The organism is Nocardioides sp. GCM10027114 (assembly GCF_042659625.1).
In the GTDB taxonomy this organism is placed as follows: domain Bacteria; phylum Actinomycetota; class Actinomycetes; order Propionibacteriales; family Nocardioidaceae; genus Nocardioides.
This window is the reverse complement of sequence record NZ_JBHSSS010000009.1, coordinates 180409-198241: the sequence shown is the minus strand read 5'-3', so window position 1 is coordinate 198241 and position 17833 is coordinate 180409. Positions and strand designations below refer to the sequence as shown.

The window sequence follows — 17833 nt, the reverse complement described above, 5'->3', positions numbered from 1 at the left end:
GGGGATCGATGGGTTCACTGGCTGCCACCGCCGCAGCCTCGCGGCCGAAGTGTCACCACCAAGGCGTACGGAAGTGTCACCGATGTCCTGATGCAGAACTGTCACCGAAGTCCTGCGACATGACAGCCGTTCACCAGCTTCCCGCTCCCGACCTGCTCGGTGCGGTCGACGCGGCGCTGGAGGCGGTGGGTGCGGGGCAGGTGATGCCGGCAGCGGGGCTCGACGACGACGGTCTCGCCGACGCGACCCGGCAGCTCGCCCAGCTCGAAGCGCGGGTCTCCTCGTGGCGTCACGAGCTCCTCGCCGAGGCCCAGCGACGTGACGTCGCCGCCCGCACGGGCGACACCGGCACCGACGCGTGGGCCGGCAAGCTCACCGGCAGCACGCGCGAGCTCATGGCGGGCGGGCTGCGCACGGCCGGGCTGCTCCGCGAGAAGTACCACGAGACGCGGGAGGCCTTCGCGGCCGGCCGGATCAGCCTGCGGCACGTGAAGATCATCGTCCACGCGGCCGAGCAGTCGCCGCCCGAGGCGACGCCGCGGCAGGTGGCCGACGCCGAGGCCTGGCTGGTGGCCCGTGCGACCGGCGACGCCAACCGGAGCGGCCGCCCCATGAACCCCACCCGCCTCCGTCAGGCCGCCCGGCGGATGTTCGAGTGCGTCGACGCCGAGCTGGCCCAGGCGCACGCGCAGATCCTGCTCGGGCGACGCGAGCGCCACGCGCAGCGGGAGACCTACATGGGGCTCCACGACAACGGCGACGGCACCTTCTCGGGGAAGTTCACGATCCCCGAGCTCCACGGCCGGATGCTCCGGGACGCGATCGACCGGCTCACCGCCCCGCGGCGGCTCTTTCGCGGCCCGGACGGGCGGACCGAGGTCGACGAGTCGGCCATCGACCCGCCGAACATCTTCGAGGTCCGCGGGCAGGCCCTGCTCGAGCTCATCGAGCACCTCCCGACCGACGGCCACGCCGCCAACGGCGTCGCGCTCGTCGTCAAGGTCAGCCTGGACGAGCTGCGGGAGGGCCTCGGGGTGGCCGGCCTCGACACCGGCGCCGAGATCACCGCCGGCGAGGCCCGGCGGCTGGCCTGCAATGCCGGCATCATCCCGGCCGTCCTCGACGGGGCGTCCCAGCCCCTCGACCTCGGCCGCACCAAGCGGCTCTTCAGCTCCGCACAGCGCAAGGCGCTCGCGCTGCTCCACGACACCTGCGCCATCGACGGCTGCGAACGCCCGTTCGCGTGGACGGAGATCCATCATCCCGACGCGTGGTCCGGTGGCGGATCGACGGACCTCGACAACGCGCTGCCGCTCTGCGGCCACCACCACCGCCGGGCCCACGACGACAGGTTCCGGCTGACCCGGACCGGGGTCGGCTGGCGGTTGCGACCACGCAGATAGGCGACCGCAACCGTCGTTCCAATCAGGCCGATGCCTGGCGGCTCTCCTGCCACTGCGTGACGTCCCACCGTTCGAGGTCGACGTGCGCGCTGAGCACGACCTCGACCTGGTAGACGTCCTCCGGCTCGCGGCGCACCACCTCGCCCGAGGCGTCGGCGACCGTGAGAGCCGGTCGGGTCACCTCGATGAGTGCGCGGTACTGGTGCCAGCCCGCGTTGGCGCGGTAGACCACGCTGCGCCGCAGCACCTCCACGCGCACCGGGTCCGTCTCCGCGTGCAGCCCGTCCTCGGCCAGGTCCCACACGTCGTCGTTCCAGCTGCAGTCGCAGCCCACGCTGCGCAGCGTGCGCTGGAAGCCGGTGCGCAGCCCGAACGTGCAGGCATCGGCCGCGAACTGGATGACCTCGTCCATCTCCCGCTCGGTCGGCTTGCCGTCCGGGACCTCGGGCCACGCGGGCGACTCGTACTGGAGCGGGTCGAACGCGGCCGACCGGTCGGTCGGGGAGGCCGGCTCGTCGCCGCTCGCGGTATCAGCGTTGCTGCAGCCGCCGAGCAGGGCGGCAGCGAGCAGGGCGGACGCCGCACTGCGGCGCGCCTTGGGGAGGTTCATGGGGGCTCACGATCGTGTGGGGGCGAGCGCATAGTACGCGGGACGAGGGGTCTCGACGGGCTCGACCGGCGTTGGTTGCGGTCCTGCGGCGGGTGCGCTGCTAGCACCGCGCCTGATCGAGAATCTTCAAACGGGGTTGGGGATTCTCGTCCGGTGTGTGCTTGTTCACCCCCCTCCTGTTTGCATTTGCTAACTGCAGTTAGCACGATGGGGGCATGGCCAAGGGCAAGGTAGGGAAGACCGTCGGGTCTCTCGGGGAGTTCCTGAAGGAGCAGCGGGTCGCCAAGCGGCTCTCGCTCCGACAGCTCGCCGAGCAGGCCGGCGTGTCCAACCCCTACCTCAGCCAGATCGAGCGCGGTCTGCGCAAGCCCTCGGCCGACGTGCTGCAGCAGATCGCCAAGGCGCTGCGCATCTCCGCGGAGCAGCTCTACATCCGTGCCGGGATCGTCAGCCCGGAGGACGGCGTCGGGGGATCGGTCGAGCTGGCCATCCTCGGCGACACCGGTCTCACCGAGCGTCAGAAGCAGTCACTGCTGGACGTCTACTCCTCCTTCCTCGCCCTGAACGCAGCGGCTTCCGGGCGGGACGAGGAGCGGACCGCGTCACCCGAGGCAACCAACGAGGCCCCGCAGGACGGGCCGACCAACGAGAAGGAGTGAACATGGCCAAGGCCAAGTTCGACATCAAGACCGAGGCGACCCGCCCCCTCTACGCCGGTGTCGGCGTGACCGACCTGGTCGTCGAGGCCGCCCGCGAGTACGTCGCGGACGTCCAGAAGAAGCTCGCCGGCGTCCAGCAGGACGTCCAGAAGCGCGTCGACGACTTCGAGTTCGAGCCGAAGGCGCTGCGCGACCAGGCCGTGACCGTCGTCAACGCCCGCGTCGAGGCGCTGGCCGCCGACGCCAAGGCCCGCCGCGCCGCCATCGAGGCGCGCGTCGCCGAGCTCCAGGCCGAGGTCCAGACCTACCCGGCCAAGGTCCAGGCGCTCGTCAACGAGAACGTCGCCACCGCCGGCGAGACCTACGGTGAGCTCGTCAAGCGCGGCGAGACCCTCGTCGCGCGGGTCCGCAAGCAGGAGTCGACCAAGAAGACCGCCTCCTCGGCCAAGACCACCTCCGCCAAGGCGAAGACCACCACCACGCAGGCCAAGAAGGCCACGAAGTCGACCGCCAAGAAGGCGTCCTCGACCACCAAGTCGGCGGCCAAGAAGACGGCCTCGACCGCCAAGAAGACCTCGGCTCCCGCCGAGAGCAGCGCCAAGGCGACCGCCACCGCTGCCAAGGAGACCGCGGCCAACGCGGCCGACGCGGCCACCGACGCCGCCGCGAAGGTCGGCGACTGATCTTCGTCGCACACGGCTGAAGGCCCCCGGGAGGTTCGCCTCCCGGGGGCCTTGTCGTTTGTGCCCTGCGTCGGTGCGGGGGTTTCGAGGCTCGGCGCTGAGGCGCCTCGCACCTCAACCACCGGTGCCGGGTGCGGCGGTTTCGAGGCTCGCTCCGCTCGCACCTCAACCACCGGTGCCGGGTTCTCGACGGGCTCGACCGGCGTGTGGTCGCTGCCCTGCGACGGTGCGGGGGTTCCGAGGCTCGCTGCGCTCGCACCTCAACCACCGACGGGTCGGTAGGCTGGAGGGCGTGCCGAACGTGTTCGAGATCCAGGGGACCGTGATCCTGCTCGTCTTCCTCGCCCTGCTGGCGGTGAAGGTCTTCGCGTTCGTGAGCGCGATGCTCTACTCGGGCGAGTCCTACGAGGCGGCCGGCAAGCTCACCAAGCCGGCCTGGGGGGCGATCCTCGGCCTGGGGCTCGCCGCCCACGTGGTCCTGGGGGGCTCGCCGATCAACCTGATCAACCTGGCGTTCACGATCGCCGCGTTCGTGTACCTCGCCGACGTCCGTCCTGCCCTCGCTTCCCTGACGAGGCGCTGACCTCCTCGAGGCTCGCGTAGCCGTAGCCGTAGCCGTAGCCGTAGCCGTACGGGCTGCTGGACTTGCGCGCGGGCGTCATGTTGACCACGACGCCGATGGTCTTGGCGTCGACGGCGTCGAGGCGCTCGATCGCGTGGCCGAGCTGGTCGCGGGTGGTCCTGCCGTGGCGCACCACGACCAGGGCGCCGTCGGAGCGGGCGGCCAGCAGCGCCGCGTCCGTCACCGGCAGCAGCGGCGGCGCGTCGATGATGACCACGTCGAACTGGTCGCGCAGCTCCGCCAGCAGCTTCTCCATCGCCGTCGACTGCAGCAGCTCCGACGGGTTGGGCGGGATCGGGCCCGAGGCGAGCACGTTGAGGCCGGTGGCGTCGTACTCCTGGAGGGCGTCGGCGAGCGGCACCCGGCCGATGAGCACGTTGGTGGTGCCGACGCTGTCGTCGAGCTCGAGGCGCTTGGCGATCTGGGGCCTGCGCAGGTCCGCCTCGATCAGCACCACGCTGTGACCCGCCTGGGCCATCGTGACCGCGAGGTTGACCGAGGTCGTCGACTTGCCCTCCGCGGGCAGCGAGCTCGTCACGACGAAGACCTTCTGGTCCTGGTCGACCTCGACGTACTGCATGTTGGTGCGCAGCACCCGGAACGCCTCGGCCCACGGCGTCGCCCCCTTCAGGGCGGTCGCGGGCGGCTGGGCCACCAGCTGGGAGTCGGCCTTGATGTTGCCGAGGACGGGCGCGTCGGAGACCTCGCCGATGTCCTCCGACGTCGTGATCGAGGTGTCGAGCAGCTCGCGTGCCACCGCGAGGCCGATGCCGAGCAGCAGGCCCAGCACCGTCGCCAGCCCGAGGTTGCGCACCGGTTGCGGCGCGACCGGAGTCGGGTTGATCCGGGCGGACTCCGGGATCGAGGCCTTGATGAGGGCGTTGTTCTTGCCGTCCGGCGTCTCCAGCTCGGCGATCATCAGCCGCAGCCCCTCGGCGTAGGCCTGCGCGATGTCGCGGGCCACCACCGGGTCGGGGTGCGTGGCGGTGAGCTCGAGGATGACGGTCTCCGGGACCACCTGGGCCTTGATCTGGTCCATCAGCACGTCCGGGTCGAGCTCGCCGCCCAGGTCGGCGCTCACCTCCGCCGCGAGCTGGCGGTTCTCGCTGACCAGCTCGGCGTACGACGCGACGCGCTGGCTGGCGAACAGGCTGCCCTGGTAGGCCGAGGAGGTGTCGCTCTCGCTCGTCGAGACGAACAGCCGCACCGACGAGGCGTACTGCGGCGTCGCCTGCCAGGTCAGGAAGGCGGCGCTGGCGACAGCGAGAAACATGACCAGGAGGACTGCGGTCCACCGTCGGCGGATCGCAATCCAGTAGTCCTTCAGCTCCACGAGGGCATCCGATCCAGTTGCAGCCGAGCGCGTCGGCGGGGCAGGCGGGGATCACTCTAACCCCGGCCCGTCACATCGTTCCCGGTCGCCGCGCGGCCCCGGGCAGGCACCCAGCACAGCCTCCCGCGAGATCCAAACTAGGACGTGCGCCACACTTCGTGAGAACGTCTGCGTGGGGACGTAGGTCCCGGCAAACTGTGCGCTCGGGGAATGGCTTGCAACAAATCAGAATCCGGGGAACGGGGGAACGCTCAGTGCGTGACGTGGTGGCGGCGCTTCGGCGCCGACGGGTGGCAGTCGTGGTGGCCTACGACTCGGCGGCATGGTTCGGCGCCTTCGCGCTCTTCGCGTGGCTCCGGATGGACCTCGTGGTGGGTGAGGTGCCGTGGTCGGCAGTCCTCGCCGTCGCTGCGGTGACCGTCGGGCTGTTCCTGGTGGTCGGCGCGGCGTACCGGCTCCACCAGGGGCGGTCGATCACGGCCAGCCTCGAGGAGATGCTGATGCTCGGCGCGGTGGCCGTGAGCGCCGGTGGCGCGGTGACGGTGCTCAACCTCGCCTACCAGTGGATCCCCCGCAGCATTCCACCCAGTGCCACCGTCGGCGCCCTGGTGACGGCCGCCGCCGGTCGGGCCGTGTGGCGTCTCCTCAAGGAGCGTGGCTCGGAGCAGCAGGCCCACAACGAGGACGCCACCCGCGTCCTGCTGCTCGGCGCCGGCGAGGCCGGCCGCGAGCTGGTCGGCTCCATGCTGCGGGACCCGCAGCGGGCCTGGCGCCCCGTGGGCTTCCTCGACGACGACCCGGCCAAGCGCTACCGCCGGATCCGCGGCATCCCGGTCCTCGGCACCACCCGCCAGCTGGCCACGGCGGTCGAGGCGACCGGCGTCGACACCGTCGTGATCGCCATCCCGAGTGCCGACGCCGACGTCGTCGCGCGCCTCCGCAAGGCCGCCGACGAGGCCGGCGTCGCGGTCAAGGTGCTGCCCTCGACGGCCCAGCTGCTCGACCACCACGTCGGCATCCGCGACCTGCGCGACATCAACCTCACCGACGTGCTGGGCCGCAACCAGCTCGACACCGACATCGAGTCCATCGCCGGCTACCTCACCGGCAAGCGGGTGCTGGTCACCGGCGCCGGCGGCTCCATCGGCTCCGAGCTGTGCCGCCAGATCCACCGGTTCGCCCCGGCCGAGCTGATGATGCTCGACCGCGACGAGTCGGCGCTGCACGCCGTCCAGCTGTCGCTGCACGGCCGGGCCCTGCTCGACGGCGGCGACGTGATCCTCTGCGACATCCGCGACGAGCTCGCCGTCCACCGGATCTTCCACGACCGGCGGCCCGAGGTGGTCTTCCACGCGGCCGCCCTCAAGCACCTGCCGATGCTGGAGCAGTACCCCCACGAGGCGGTCAAGACCAACGTCCACGGCACCCGCATCGTGCTCGACGCCGCCGAGGCGGTCGGCGTCACCCACTTCGTCAACATCTCCACCGACAAGGCCGCCAACCCGTGCAGCGTGCTCGGCTACTCCAAGCGCGTCGCCGAGCGGCTGACCGCGGCCCGGGCCGCCACCTCCGACGGCACCTACCTCTCGGTGCGGTTCGGCAACGTGCTCGGCTCCCGCGGCTCGGTGCTCACGGCGTTCGCCAAGCAGATCGCCGCCGGCGGCCCGCTCACGGTCACGCACCCCGACGTCACCCGCTACTTCATGACGATCGAGGAGGCCTGCCAGCTCGTCATCCAGGCGGCCGCCATCGGCTCCGACGGGGAGGCCCTCGTGCTCGACATGGGCGAGCCGGTCCGGATCGCCGACGTCGCCCACCAGCTCATGGAGCAGGCCGGCACGACCGTCCGGATCGAGTACACCGGGCTCCGCGACGGCGAAAAGCTCCACGAGGAGCTCTTCGCCGACCACGAGCCGCAGGACGTCCGGCCGCGCCACCCGCTGGTGTCCCACGTGCCGGTGGCCGCGGTGACCATGGCCGAGATCGAGGCGCTCCCGCTCGGGGGCGACCCGACGGAGGCCAAGCGCGCGATGGCCGAGCTCTGCCTCGCCGACGCGGACGACTTCGCGGACTCCTGGAGCAACTAGCGAGCGGGCGCTACTGCCCCTTCGCGGCATACGCCGCCTCGGTCGCCGCCTTGGCCGGCCGCCACCACTCCTCGTGGTCGCGGTACCAGCCGATGGTGGCGGCCAGGCCGGCGCGGAAGTCGGCGTACCGCGGCTCCCAGCCCAGCTCGGTGCGCAGCCTGGTCGGGTCGATCGCGTAGCGCAGGTCGTGGCCGGCACGGTCGGTGACGAGGTCGTAGTCGTCGGCCGGCCGGCCGAGCTCCTCGAGGATCATCCGCACCACGGTCAGGTTGTCGAGCTCGCCGTCGGCGCCGATCAGGTAGGTCTCGCCCGGCTTCCCGTCGGTGAGGATCCGCCACACGGCGGCCGAGTGGTCGTCCACATGGATCCAGTCGCGGACGTTCTGGCCGGTGCCGTAGACCCTGGGCCGGATCCCGTCGAGGACGTTGGTGATCTGGCGGGGGATGAACTTCTCGACGTGCTGCCACGGCCCGTAGTTGTTGGAGCAGTTCGAGATCGTCGCCTCGACCCCGAACGAGCGGACCCAGGCGCGCACCAGGTGGTCGGAGCCTGCCTTGCTCGCCGAGTAGGGGCTGCTCGGCCGGTAGGGGCTCTCCTCGGTGAACCGGGCCGGGTCGTCGAGCGCCAGGTCGCCGTAGACCTCGTCGGTGGAGACGTGGTGGAGCCGGACGCCGTGGCGGCGGACCGCCTCCAGCAGCGTGAACGTGCCGACCAGGTTGGTGGTGACGAACGGCGTCGGGTCGTCCAGGGAGTTGTCGTTGTGCGACTCCGCGGCGAAGTGCACGACGGCGTCGTGCTCCGCGACCAGCGGGTCGACCGCCTGGGCGTCGGCGACGTCGCCGACGACGGCGGTGACCCGGTCGGCGGGCAGCGCCTCGAGCGCGGCCGGGCTGGCGGCGTACGTCATCTTGTCGAGGACCGTGACCGTCACGTCGGTGTGCTCGACGAGGTGGTGGACGAAGTTGGCGCCGATGAAGCCCGCGCCGCCGGTGACCAGGATGCGCCTCACGAGGGGAGTCTAGGAGCCCTGCTCCGCCACGGCCGGGTGCCCTAGTGTCTGGCCCATGCGGGGAATCATCCTGGCCGGCGGCACCGGCACCCGGCTCCACCCGATCACGCTCGGGGTCAGCAAGCAGCTGATGCCGGTCTACGACAAGCCGATGGTCTACTACCCGCTCACCACCCTGATGCTGGCCGGGATCCGCGACATCCTCGTCATCACCACCCCCCACGAGGCCCAGCAGTTCCAGTGGCTGCTCCGTGACGGCTCGCAGTGGGGCGTCTCCATCAGCTACGCCGAGCAGCCCTCGCCCGACGGGCTCGCCCAGGCGTTCCTGATCGGCGAGGAGCACATCGGCGACGACTCGGTGGCGCTCGTCCTCGGCGACAACCTGTTCTACGGAGCCGGGGTCGGCCTGTCGCTGGCGCGGTTCACCGACGTCGACGGGGCGCTGGTCTTCGGCTACCGGGTCGGCAACCCGAAGGCGTACGGCGTCGTCGAGTTCGACGAGACGGGGAAGGCGATCTCGCTCGAGGAGAAGCCCGAGCAGCCGCGGTCGCACTACGCCGTGCCGGGGCTCTACTTCTACGACAACACCGTGGTGTCCCGGGCGGCGTCGCTGAAGCCGTCGGAGCGCGGCGAGCTCGAGATCACCGACCTCAACCGGCTCTACCTCGACGAGGGCAGGCTGCTCGTCGAGAAGCTGCCGCGGGGCGCCGCCTGGCTCGACACCGGCACCTTCGACGCCCTCAACGACGCCTCCGACTTCGTCCGGGCCGTCGAGGCGCGGCAGGGCACCAAGATCGGCTGCCCCGAGGAGGTCGCGTGGCGGCGCGGCTTCATCGACGACGCGCGGCTGCTCGAGCTGGCCGACGGGCTGATGAAGAGCGGGTACGGCGAGTACCTGCGGGGCCTGCTCGAGACGCCCTAGGACGGATCGGTCGGCGGCTGCTCCTCCGTGCGCTGCACCATGCGCGGGTGCTGCGACAGCCGGCTCGGCGGTGCCGGCGGACGCGGCTTCTGCGCCAGCGGGGGCGCAGTCAGCGAGTGGTGGGCCGCGAGGATGCCGAGCTTGACGCCCCAGCCGACCAGGGCGATGAACATGATGAGGCAGCCGGCTCCGACCACGAAGAGCCCGAACGTCGCGCCGCCCGCATCGCCGGTGACCGTCGGCTCGAACAGGAGCGGGTCGACGTCGTAGTCGACGCGCGGCCGGTTGACGCCGTAGATGGCCCCGCCGACGACAGCGACGCCCAGGCCGACCCAGAAGGCGGCGGACAGGGTCTTGTCGGCGCCCTCGGCGGCGCGCCGGCCGGCCTCGGTGGTGTCGGGCTCGATCATGTGGTTCCCCCTTCGCTCCCGTGTCGCTGGCTGGGCACGCTACCGGCTCCGGGGGTCTCGACGGGCTCGACCGGCGTGTGGTTGCGGTCGGTGACTCAGGCGAGGTCGTGGGCGACCATGCGGCGGACGATCTCCTCGAAGCCGACCGTGGGAGCCCAGCCGAGGAAGGTGCGGGCGCGGGTGGCGTCGCCGACCAGCTCGGTCGGGTCGGCCGGGCGGACCAGGGACGGGTCGGTGCGGACCAGCGGCTCCCAGTCGGTGACGCCGGCGGCGGCGAAGGCCGCGTCGACGAAGTCGCGCACCGAGTGGGCGATCCCGGTCGCGACCACGTAGTCGGCGGGGGAGTCGGCGCGGGCGGCCCGCACCATCGCGTCGACGTAGTCGGGCGCCCAGCCCCAGTCGCGGCGGGCGTCGAGGTTGCCCAGCACGAGGTGGTCGGCTCGCCCCTGCGCGATGGCGGCGACGCCGCGGGTGACCTTGCGGGTCACGAACCGCTCCGGCCGCCGCGGCGACTCGTGGTTGTAGAGGATCGCGCAGACCGCGTGCAGGCCGCGGCGCCGGTAGACGTCGACCATGAGGTGGGCGTAGGCCTTCGCGGCGCCGTACGGGTTGACCGGCCGGATGGGGTTGTCCTCGGCCTGCGGCGAGGTCGCCGGCTCCCCGAAGATCTCCGCGCTGGAGGCCTGCACGAACCGGACGTCGGTGCCGTGCTTCTCCTGCACCTGCAGCGCCGACTCCAGCAGCGCCGCTGCCGCGGCGCCGTTGACGCTGGCGACCAGGTCGGGCTCGGCCCACGACTGCGCCACCGAGGAGACCGCGGCGAGGTTGTAGACCTCGCCCGGCGCGAGGTCGAGCAGCAGCGCCCGCACCTCGTCGTGGCGGGTCAGGTCGCCGGTGTGGAGCACCACCCCGTCGGGGACGTCCGGCGCGGGCTCACGGTCGTGTGCCAGCGCGTGGACCTCGACGCCGTCGGCGAGCAGCCGCTCGGCGAGGTAGCCGCCGTCCTGGCCGCCGATGCCGGTGACGAACGCCCGGGTCACCAGCCGGCCCTCTGCGCCTCGACGTCGGCGTCCACCATCATCCGCACCAGGTCCTCGAACCCGACCTTCGGCTGCCAGCCGAGCACGGTGCGCGCCCTGGTCGCGTCGCCGACCAGCCGGTCGACCTCGGCTGGCCGCATGAACCGCTTGTCCTGCTTGACGTACGGCGTCCAGTCGTCGATGCCCACGTGGCGGAACGCGACGTCGACCAGCTCCCGGATCGAGTGGGTCTCGCCGGTGGCGATGACGTACTCGTCACCGACCGGCTGCTGCAGCATCAGCCACATCGCCTCGACGTAGTCGCCGGCGAAGCCCCAGTCGCGCTCGGCGTCGAGGTTGCCGAGCACCAGCTCGTCCTGCAGCCCGAGGTGGATCCGCGCCACCGCCTTGCTGACCTTGCGGGTCACGAACTCCTCGCCCCGCCGCGGCGACTCGTGGTTGAAGAGGATCCCCGAGCTGGCGTGCATGCCGTAGGACTCGCGGTAGTTGATCGTCATGTGGTGGCCGAACGCCTTCGCCACGCCGTAAGGCGAGCGCGGCCACAGCAGGGTGCGCTCGGTCTGCGGCGTCTGCTGCACCTTGCCGAACATCTCCGAGCTCGACGCCTGGTAGAAGCGGACCCTGCCCGGGTCGTCGCCCCCCTCGTAGGCGCAGTGGAGCCGGATCGCCTCGAGCAGGTTGAGCACGCCCTTGGCGGTCACGTCGGTGGTGAGGTGGGCGTTCTCCCACGAGTAGGCCACGAACGAGACCGCGCCGAGGTTGTAGACCTCGTCGGGCGCGGAGTCGCGCAGCGCCCGGACCAGGCTGGACATGTCGGTGAGGTCGCCGTTGTGCAGCGTGACGTCGGGCAGCAGGTTGCGGACCAGCTCCCGCTTGGGGTTGTTCTGGCCGCGGATCACGCCGTGGACGTCGTACCCCTTGGCCAGCAGCAGCTCGGCCAGGTACAGCCCGTCCTGGCCGGTGATGCCGGTGATGAGGGCGGAGGGCATGCGCGGATTCTGCCAGCCGCCCTCATCGGGGCCGCCTCAGCAGTCCGGAAGGCGCTTGACCCGGATGCCCTCGCGCCTGGTCTTGCCGTTGCGGAGCTCGATCTCGGCGTGCGCGCGGTACCGCTTGACCTGCCGGCCGGTGAGCTCGGTGCCGCCGTCCGGCGTGGTGGTCTCACCGGGACGGACCCAGTCCGTGGTGCCGACCAGGATCAGCTTGCGGGGCCCCCGCACCGACACGAGGGTGCGAGTGGTCCGCTCGGCGTTGCGGGCCTGGTGGCGGAAGATCACCTGGGACCAGCCCCCTGCCTCCGGGTCGAGGCACAGCTGCGTCTTCGCCTTCTTGAATGCGGTGACGGTCCGCCAGTGGGCGTCAGTGGCCTCCTGGGCGGTGGCCGCGGACGGCGTCACGGCGAGCAGGCCGGCGACGAGCGTGCCGGCCGTGGCGAGTGCGAAGTGGCGCGTGGAACGAGTGGTCACGTGGTCCCCCGAGATGTCGTGGCGCCGACCGTCGGCGCCGAGGGGAGCCTAGACCTGGTCTCGACGAGCTCGACCGCCGTGGCCCTGCGCTCAGAGGGTCCGGGCGACGCGCGCGCGTCCCGCTCTCCTAGGTCAGCCGTCGCCCCGACGGCTGTGCCTCAAGACGCGCGCGCGTCGATCTCCGGAAGGTCAGCGAGATCAGGGTGGACGCGCGCCATGTCGTCCATCCCCATCCACTCCGCGACCGTGATCGGGAGTGCTTGCCACTGCGTCTCGCTCACGGAAAGAGCATCGAACGGGGCTCGATCGCGGGTGGGCAGGTTGCGGGTGGCTTACCCCAATTTGGGGACCGACGGTTTCTCAACCGCATGGTTGACGAACGGTCGGGCGTGGGCGTAGCGTCTTCAACCATCAGGTTGACGAAGGAGGAGTCGTGACGGACCAGCTGTCCCGGGTGTTCGCGGCCCTGGCCGACCCCACGCGACGCGACATGGTCGCCCGGCTCGCCGACGGCGACGCGTCCGTCGGCGAGCTCGCGGCGCCGTACGACGTGTCGGTGCAGGCGGTCTCCAAGCACCTCAAGGTGCTCGAGGAGGCGGGGCTGGTGAGTCGCAGCCGCGACGCGCAGCGCCGGCCGGTGCACCTCGAGGCGGAGGTGTTCGACCTGATGACGAAGTGGATCGAGCGGTACCGGCAGCGGGCCGAGGAGCGCTACCAGCGCCTCGACACGGTGCTGGCGGAGATGGAGGTCCCGACGGGCTCGACCGCCGGGGCCCGGACCGAGGGCAAGAGCAAGGGAGCAGCATCATGAGCGCCACCACCCACCACGAGACCACGATCAGCGCGCCCGAGGGGCTGCCGCTGATCGAGATCACCCGCGAGTTCGACGCGCCGGTCGACCGGCTCTTCCGCGCGCACACCGACCCCGAGCTGTTCGTGCGGTGGATCGGTCCGCGCAGCATCGACACCCGGATCGTCGAGTGGGACTGCCGGACCGGCGGCTCCTGGCGGTACGTGTCGCGCCACGAGGGGGAGGAGCTGCCGGAGTTCTACGGCTCCTTCCACGAGGTCCGCGAGAACGAGCGGATCGTGCAGACCTTCTGCTGGACCGGCGCACCCGACGGGGTGGCGCTGGAGATCATGACGCTGGAGGCGCTGCCCGGCGGCCGCAGCCGGCTGCGGGCCGTCTCCGTCGGCGAGTCCGTCGAGGACCGTGACGCGATGATCGCCTCGGGCATGGAGCACGGTGTGGTGGAGGGCTACCAGAAGCTCGACGAGCTGCTGGCCGCCGATGCCGTCTGAGCCGACCGGGCTGCCGCCCGCCGAGGAGCACCGCATCGTCGCGGGCGGCTTCACCGCGCTGGTCCGCGGCGCCGAGACCGGCGCCTGGGACGCCCCGGCCCCGGTCGAGGGCTGGACGGCGCGGGACGTCGTACGCCACCTGGTCGAGTGGTTCCCGGCGTTCCTGCAGCACGGCGCCGGGGTGACGCTGCCGGCCGGGCCGTCGGTCGACGCGGACCCGGTCGGCGCCTGGGTCGTGCACAGCGACGGGGTGCAGGCGCTGCTCGACGACCCTGCGACGGCCGGGCGGGTGCTCTCCGACCCGCACGTCGGCGACGTGCCGCTGCCCGATGCGGTGTCACGCTTCTACACGGGCGACGTCTTCCTGCACACCTGGGACCTCGCCCGCGCCACCGGCCAGGAGGCTGCCCTGGACCCCGACCGGTGCGCCGAGATGCTCGCCGGGATGGAGCCGCTCGATGAGCTGCTCCGGTCGTCGGGACAGTACGGGCCGGCGGTGCCGGTCCCCGAGGACGCCGACCCGCAGACCCGGCTGATCGGGTTCATCGGGCGCGACCCCGGGTGGGTCGCCCCCGGTCGTCAGCCCGGGTAGTCGTCGCCGGCAGCCTGCCGGGCCGACCAGGCGCTGCGCACCATGTCGCGCAGGTCGTGGCGCATCTGCCAGCCCAGGTCGCGGGCCGCGAGCTCGCCGGAGGCGACGATCCGGGCCGGGTCGCCGGGGCGCCGTGGCTTGATCTCGGGGGTGAAGTCGATGCCCGTCACCTCGGCGATGGTGTCCATGATCTCCCGCACCGAGCTGCCGTCGCCGCTGCCGAGGTTGTAGACCGGCTCGAGCCGCTCGCCGGTCTGCAGCCTGCGCGCCGCGGCGACGTGGGAGTCGGCCAGGTCGGCGACGTGGATGTAGTCGCGCACGCAGGTGCCGTCCGGCGTCGGGTAGTCGTCGCCGTTGATGTGCGGCGTCCGTCCCTTGTGCAGCGCGTTGAACACCAGCGGGAAGAGGTTGTGCGGGCTGGTGTCGTACAGGTCGTCCGACCCCGACCCGACCACGTTGAAGTAGCGCAGGCTGGTGTGCGCGAACCCGTGCGCCCGCTCCGCGTCGGCCAGCAGCCACTCACCGATCAGCTTCGACTCGCCGTACGGCGACTCCGGCCGGGTCGCGGTCTCCTCGGTGACCAGGTCGACGTCGGGCGTGCCGTAGGTGGCGGCGCTCGAGGAGAAGACGATCTTGTCCGCGCCGGTCGCCAGCATCGCCTCGAGCAGCGTGACCGTGGCGGTGACGTTCTGGGTGTAGGTGTGCAGCGGCCGCTCGACCGAGACGCCGGCGTACTTGAAGCCCGCGATGTGGATGACGCCGGTGACGTGGTGGGTGACCATCGCCTCCTCGAGTGCCTCCCGGTCGAGGAGGCTGGCCTGCACGAACGGCACGCCCTCCGGCACGAACTTCGCGAAGCCGCTGGACAGGTCGTCGATCACGACCGGCTTCATGCCGGCGCCCTGCAGCGCCCGCACCACGTGAGCCCCGATGTACCCGGCACCGCCGGTGACCAGCCACGTCATCTGCCTGCTCCTCGCCTCGCTGGTTCGCGTACGTCGCCGGGGCGTTTCGGGTTGCTCCGACTCCGGCGAGCCAGCATAGGGTGGCCGACCGTGAAGATCCTCGTCACCGGCGGCGCCGGGTACATCGGCTCGGTCACCGCGAAGGCGCTCGAGCAGGCCGGGCACACCCCGGTCGTCCTCGACTCGCTGCTCACCGGCCCGCTCGCGTTCGTCCGCGACCGCGCCTTCTACCAGGGCGACATCGCTGACCGGGCGCTGCTGCGCCGGATCGTCGACGAGCACCCCGACCTCGACGCCACCATCCACATGGCCGCCCGGATCGTGGTGCCCGAGTCGGTGGAGCTGCCCTACGAGTACTACCGCGACAACGTCGCCAAGTCGCTCGAGCTCTTCGACGAGCTCGCCGCGCTCGGCAAGCCGCGGGTGCTCTTCTCCTCCTCGGCGTCGCTGTACGCCACGAAGCCGGACTTCGAGGTCCGCGAGGAGGACCCGCTCGACCCGCCGTCGCCGTACGCGCGGACCAAGCGGATGATGGAGCAGGTCCTCGAGGACATGGCCCGGGCCACGGACCTGCGGGCCATCATCCTGCGCTACTTCAACCCGGTCGGCTCCGACCCGGACCTCGAGAGCGGCGTCTACGCCAAGGAGCCCTCGCACGTCCTGGGCCAGCTGGTCATGGCCGCGCGCGGCCTCAAGGACGCCTTCACCCTCACCGGCGTCGACCACCCGACCCGCGACGGCACCGGCATCCGCGACTACGTCCACGTCTGGGACCTGGCGCAGGCGCACGTCCGGGCGGTCGAGCGGTTCGACGACGTGCTGTCGTCGGTCGAGGCCCCGAGCACGGTCCTCAACGTCGGCACCGGCTCCGGCGTGACCGTCCGCGAGCTGGTCGCTTCCTTCGAGCGGGTCTTCGGCTCGCCGGTGCCGCTGCGCGAGGCGCCGCCGCGCCCGGGCGACGCGGTCGGCGCCTTCGCCAATGTCGACAAGTGCACCGAGCTGCTCGGCTGGCGCGCCCAGCACACCCTCGACGAGGCCATCGCCTCCGCGCTCGCGTGGGGCGAGAAGCGCCGGGAGATCCTGGGCTACGAGTGATGATGCGCCGGGGATTCGTCCTGCTCGTGGTGCTGCTGCTGGCTGCCACGACCTTCTACGCCGTCGACTCGATCGGCCACCGCCCCGCGGTGGTGTCGCTGACCGAGCCGCTCGACCTCGCCGCGCCCGACCGGGAGCGGCCGGTCACCCGCGCGGCCGGGCGCCCGGCGCTCGCCCGACCGGCCGTGGGTCCGGCGTGCAGCACCGACAGCCCCGGCGGCTGGCTGACTGCCCCGCTGGCACTCACGGTGGCCCTGCGATGCCGTCTGGACCAGGGCGGGTTCTAGCCTCTCTGCGTGACGCGCGAGGCCGGGCCCTGGGGGCTCCCCAACTTCAGATGGTTCTTCACCGCCCAGGCGGTCAACACCGCCGGCTCCACGATGGCGCCGGTGGCTCTCGCGTTCGCGGTGCTCGAGGTCTCGGACTCGGCCGCGGCGCTGGGGCTGGTGCTGGCCTCCCACTCGGTCCCGATGGTGGTCTTCCTGCTGTTCGGCGGGGTGATCGCCGACCGGCTCCCGCGGGTGCCGCTGCTCCGGGTGGGCAACCTCGTCCTGGCGCTGACCCAGGGCGCGGCCGCGCTCCTCGTCGTCGCCGGGACCGCGGAGCTGTGGATGCTCGTGGCGCTGCAGGCGCTGAACGGCACGACGCTCGCGCTGACCTACCCGGCGCTGGCCAGCCTGATGCCGCAGCTCGTGCCGCGGGAGATGCTCCTGCGCGCCAACGTGCTGCAGTCGATGATGCGCGGAGTGCTCCGGGTCGGCGGCCCCGCCGCCGGCGGCCTGCTCGTGGTCACCGTCGGCGCCGGGTGGGCGCTGCTCATCGACGCCCTCACCTACCTCGTGACCGCGCTGCTGCTGGTGCGGGTCCGCATCCCGGCCCGCGCGGCCGCCGCCGAGAAGACCTCGACCCTGACCGAGCTGCGGGAGGGCTGGTCGCTCTTCGTCGGCACCACCTGGCTGTGGGTCGTCGTGGTCGCGTTCAGCCTGCTCAACGCCATCCACATGGGTGCCTGGTTCACGCTCGGGCCGGTGCTGGCCAAGGACACGATCGGGGAGCAGGGCTGGGGGCTCGTGCTCTCGGCCGAGTCGCTCGGCCTGCTCGCCATGACCCTGGTCATGCTGCGCCGGCAGGTGCGGCGTCCGCTGCTCGTCGGGATGCTCGGCGTGGCCCTCCTCGGCCCGGTGCTGGTCCTGCTCGGGGCAGCCCCCGTCCTCGTGGCGCTCCTGCTGGCCGCGTTCCTCGCGGGCGCAGGGCTGGAGCTCTTCACCCTCGGCTGGAACCTCGCCATGCAGGAGAACATCGTGGAGCGGATGCTCTCCCGCGCCTACTCCTACGACATGCTCGGCTCCTACGTCGCCATCCCCGTGGGCCAGCTCGGCTTCAGCCAGCTCGGCGAGGCGTTCGGCATCCGAGAGGTCATGGTGGTCGCCGGCATCGCCTACACCGCCATCGCCCTGCTCACCCTCGCCTCGGGCGCGGTCCGCCGGCTCCAGCGCGCCCCGGGCCCGCTCGAGGTGGTCTCCGCCTGACGCAGTGCCGACGCGGCATCGGTGGTCGAGTGGCTCCGGTGGGTGAGTGGCACCGGTGGTTGAGGTGCGAGGCCGTTCACGGCCGAGCCTCGAAACCCCGCAAGGG

At 71.8% G+C, this 17833-nt stretch carries 21 protein-coding genes; 12 read left to right on the top strand and 9 right to left on the bottom strand.

Annotation, left to right across the window (positions count from 1 at the left end; genetic code table 11):
• The first annotated feature begins 119 nt into the window (after positions 1-119).
• Entirely contained in the window at positions 120-1403 is a 1284-nt protein-coding gene (locus ACFP2E_RS05835; protein ID WP_378521662.1) for a DUF222 domain-containing protein, read from the top strand.
• Between the two features lie 22 nt (positions 1404-1425).
• Here ACFP2E_RS05835 and ACFP2E_RS05830 read toward each other — a convergent pair whose 3' ends face one another.
• Entirely contained in the window at positions 1426-2013 is a 588-nt protein-coding gene (locus ACFP2E_RS05830; protein WP_378521661.1) for a hypothetical protein, read from the bottom strand.
• A gap of 215 nt (positions 2014-2228) precedes the next feature.
• Between ACFP2E_RS05830 and ACFP2E_RS05825 the strand changes: the two genes are divergently transcribed.
• The 3 genes from ACFP2E_RS05825 (at position 2229) to ACFP2E_RS05815 (ending at position 3938) form a co-directional block, all read left to right on the top strand.
• Positions 2229-2672 (top strand): helix-turn-helix domain-containing protein, encoded by a 444-nt coding sequence (locus ACFP2E_RS05825; protein ID WP_378521660.1) that lies wholly within the window; start codon positions 2229-2231, stop codon positions 2670-2672.
• Positions 2673-2674: 2 nt separating this feature from the next.
• Entirely contained in the window at positions 2675-3355 is a 681-nt protein-coding gene (locus ACFP2E_RS05820) for a hypothetical protein (protein ID WP_378521659.1), read from the top strand.
• 292 nt (positions 3356-3647) lie between these two features.
• The gene (locus ACFP2E_RS05815) at positions 3648-3938 is read left to right on the top strand and encodes a DUF2516 family protein (protein ID WP_378521658.1); all 291 of its coding nucleotides are present in this window, start codon (positions 3648-3650) and stop codon (positions 3936-3938) included.
• On the opposite strand, the gene ACFP2E_RS05810 is transcribed toward ACFP2E_RS05815, so the two are convergent.
• Positions 3871-5310, bottom strand: coding sequence for a polysaccharide biosynthesis tyrosine autokinase (locus tag ACFP2E_RS05810; protein ID WP_378521657.1), 1440 nt, complete (start codon positions 5308-5310; stop codon positions 3871-3873). The two genes, ACFP2E_RS05815 and ACFP2E_RS05810, sit on opposite strands and share 68 nt — an antisense overlap.
• Before the next feature lie 254 nt (positions 5311-5564).
• Between ACFP2E_RS05810 and ACFP2E_RS05805 the strand changes: the two genes are divergently transcribed.
• A complete protein-coding gene (locus ACFP2E_RS05805) occupies positions 5565-7397 on the top strand; it encodes a polysaccharide biosynthesis protein (RefSeq protein WP_378521656.1) in 1833 nt (610 codons plus the stop codon).
• Between the two features lie 10 nt (positions 7398-7407).
• Here the strand turns inward: ACFP2E_RS05805 and rfbB are convergent, their stop codons facing one another.
• Positions 7408-8406 carry a dTDP-glucose 4,6-dehydratase gene (gene rfbB, locus ACFP2E_RS05800; protein ID WP_378521655.1) on the bottom strand — a complete coding sequence of 333 codons (999 nt, stop codon included), beginning with the start codon at positions 8404-8406 and terminating at the stop codon, positions 7408-7410.
• 55 nt (positions 8407-8461) lie between these two features.
• Here rfbB and rfbA point away from each other — a divergent pair, with 55 nt between their 5' ends.
• Complete coding sequence (gene rfbA / locus ACFP2E_RS05795) at positions 8462-9328, top strand: glucose-1-phosphate thymidylyltransferase RfbA (protein ID WP_378521654.1); 867 nt, start codon at positions 8462-8464, stop codon at positions 9326-9328.
• On the opposite strand, the gene ACFP2E_RS05790 is transcribed toward rfbA, so the two are convergent.
• The 5 genes from ACFP2E_RS05790 to ACFP2E_RS05770 form a co-directional block, all read right to left on the bottom strand.
• Positions 9325-9738 (bottom strand): hypothetical protein, encoded by a 414-nt coding sequence (locus tag ACFP2E_RS05790; protein ID WP_378521653.1) that lies wholly within the window; start codon positions 9736-9738, stop codon positions 9325-9327. The genes rfbA and ACFP2E_RS05790 overlap by 4 nt on opposite strands.
• A 95-nt stretch (positions 9739-9833) precedes the next feature.
• A complete protein-coding gene (locus ACFP2E_RS05785; RefSeq protein WP_378521652.1) occupies positions 9834-10778 on the bottom strand; it encodes a GDP-mannose 4,6-dehydratase in 945 nt (314 codons plus the stop codon).
• Positions 10775-11767 (bottom strand): GDP-mannose 4,6-dehydratase, encoded by a 993-nt coding sequence (locus ACFP2E_RS05780; RefSeq protein ID WP_378521651.1) that lies wholly within the window; start codon positions 11765-11767, stop codon positions 10775-10777. Before ACFP2E_RS05780 ends, ACFP2E_RS05785 begins: the two co-directional genes overlap by 4 nt.
• A 36-nt stretch (positions 11768-11803) precedes the next feature.
• Positions 11804-12244, bottom strand: coding sequence for a hypothetical protein (locus tag ACFP2E_RS05775; protein ID WP_378521650.1), 441 nt, complete (start codon positions 12242-12244; stop codon positions 11804-11806).
• 158 nt (positions 12245-12402) lie between these two features.
• Positions 12403-12525 (bottom strand): hypothetical protein, encoded by a 123-nt coding sequence (locus ACFP2E_RS05770; RefSeq protein WP_378521649.1) that lies wholly within the window; start codon positions 12523-12525, stop codon positions 12403-12405.
• Positions 12526-12677: 152 nt separating this feature from the next.
• Here ACFP2E_RS05770 and ACFP2E_RS05765 point away from each other — a divergent pair, with 152 nt between their 5' ends.
• The 3 genes from ACFP2E_RS05765 to ACFP2E_RS05755 are packed head-to-tail and all read left to right on the top strand — an operon-like array spanning position 12678 to position 14138.
• Complete coding sequence (locus ACFP2E_RS05765) at positions 12678-13055, top strand: ArsR/SmtB family transcription factor (protein ID WP_378521648.1); 378 nt, start codon at positions 12678-12680, stop codon at positions 13053-13055.
• Entirely contained in the window at positions 13052-13546 is a 495-nt protein-coding gene (locus tag ACFP2E_RS05760; protein ID WP_378521647.1) for an SRPBCC family protein, read from the top strand. Before ACFP2E_RS05765 ends, ACFP2E_RS05760 begins: the two co-directional genes overlap by 4 nt.
• Entirely contained in the window at positions 13536-14138 is a 603-nt protein-coding gene (locus ACFP2E_RS05755; protein WP_378521646.1) for a TIGR03086 family metal-binding protein, read from the top strand. The genes ACFP2E_RS05760 and ACFP2E_RS05755 overlap by 11 nt, the downstream gene beginning before the upstream one ends.
• Here the strand turns inward: ACFP2E_RS05755 and galE (ACFP2E_RS05750) are convergent.
• On the bottom strand, positions 14126-15103 hold the full coding sequence (gene galE, locus ACFP2E_RS05750; RefSeq protein WP_378521645.1) for a UDP-glucose 4-epimerase GalE: 978 nt from the start codon (positions 15101-15103) through the stop codon (positions 14126-14128). The two genes, ACFP2E_RS05755 and galE (ACFP2E_RS05750), sit on opposite strands and share 13 nt — an antisense overlap.
• Positions 15104-15193: 90 nt before the next feature.
• On the opposite strand from galE (ACFP2E_RS05750), the gene galE (ACFP2E_RS05745) reads away from it, so the two are divergent.
• Genes galE (ACFP2E_RS05745) through ACFP2E_RS05735 form a run of 3 tightly spaced genes read left to right on the top strand, consistent with a single transcriptional unit; the run spans position 15194 to position 17727 of the window.
• Positions 15194-16198 carry a UDP-glucose 4-epimerase GalE gene (gene galE / locus ACFP2E_RS05745; protein ID WP_378521644.1) on the top strand — a complete coding sequence of 335 codons (1005 nt, stop codon included), beginning with the start codon at positions 15194-15196 and terminating at the stop codon, positions 16196-16198.
• A 2-nt stretch (positions 16199-16200) separates the two neighbouring features.
• On the top strand, positions 16201-16485 hold the full coding sequence (locus ACFP2E_RS05740) for a hypothetical protein (RefSeq protein WP_378521643.1): 285 nt from the start codon (positions 16201-16203) through the stop codon (positions 16483-16485).
• Positions 16486-16494: 9 nt separating this feature from the next.
• The gene (locus ACFP2E_RS05735) at positions 16495-17727 is read left to right on the top strand and encodes an MFS transporter (RefSeq protein WP_378521642.1); all 1233 of its coding nucleotides are present in this window, start codon (positions 16495-16497) and stop codon (positions 17725-17727) included.
• Positions 17728-17833: the final 106 nt, after the last annotated feature.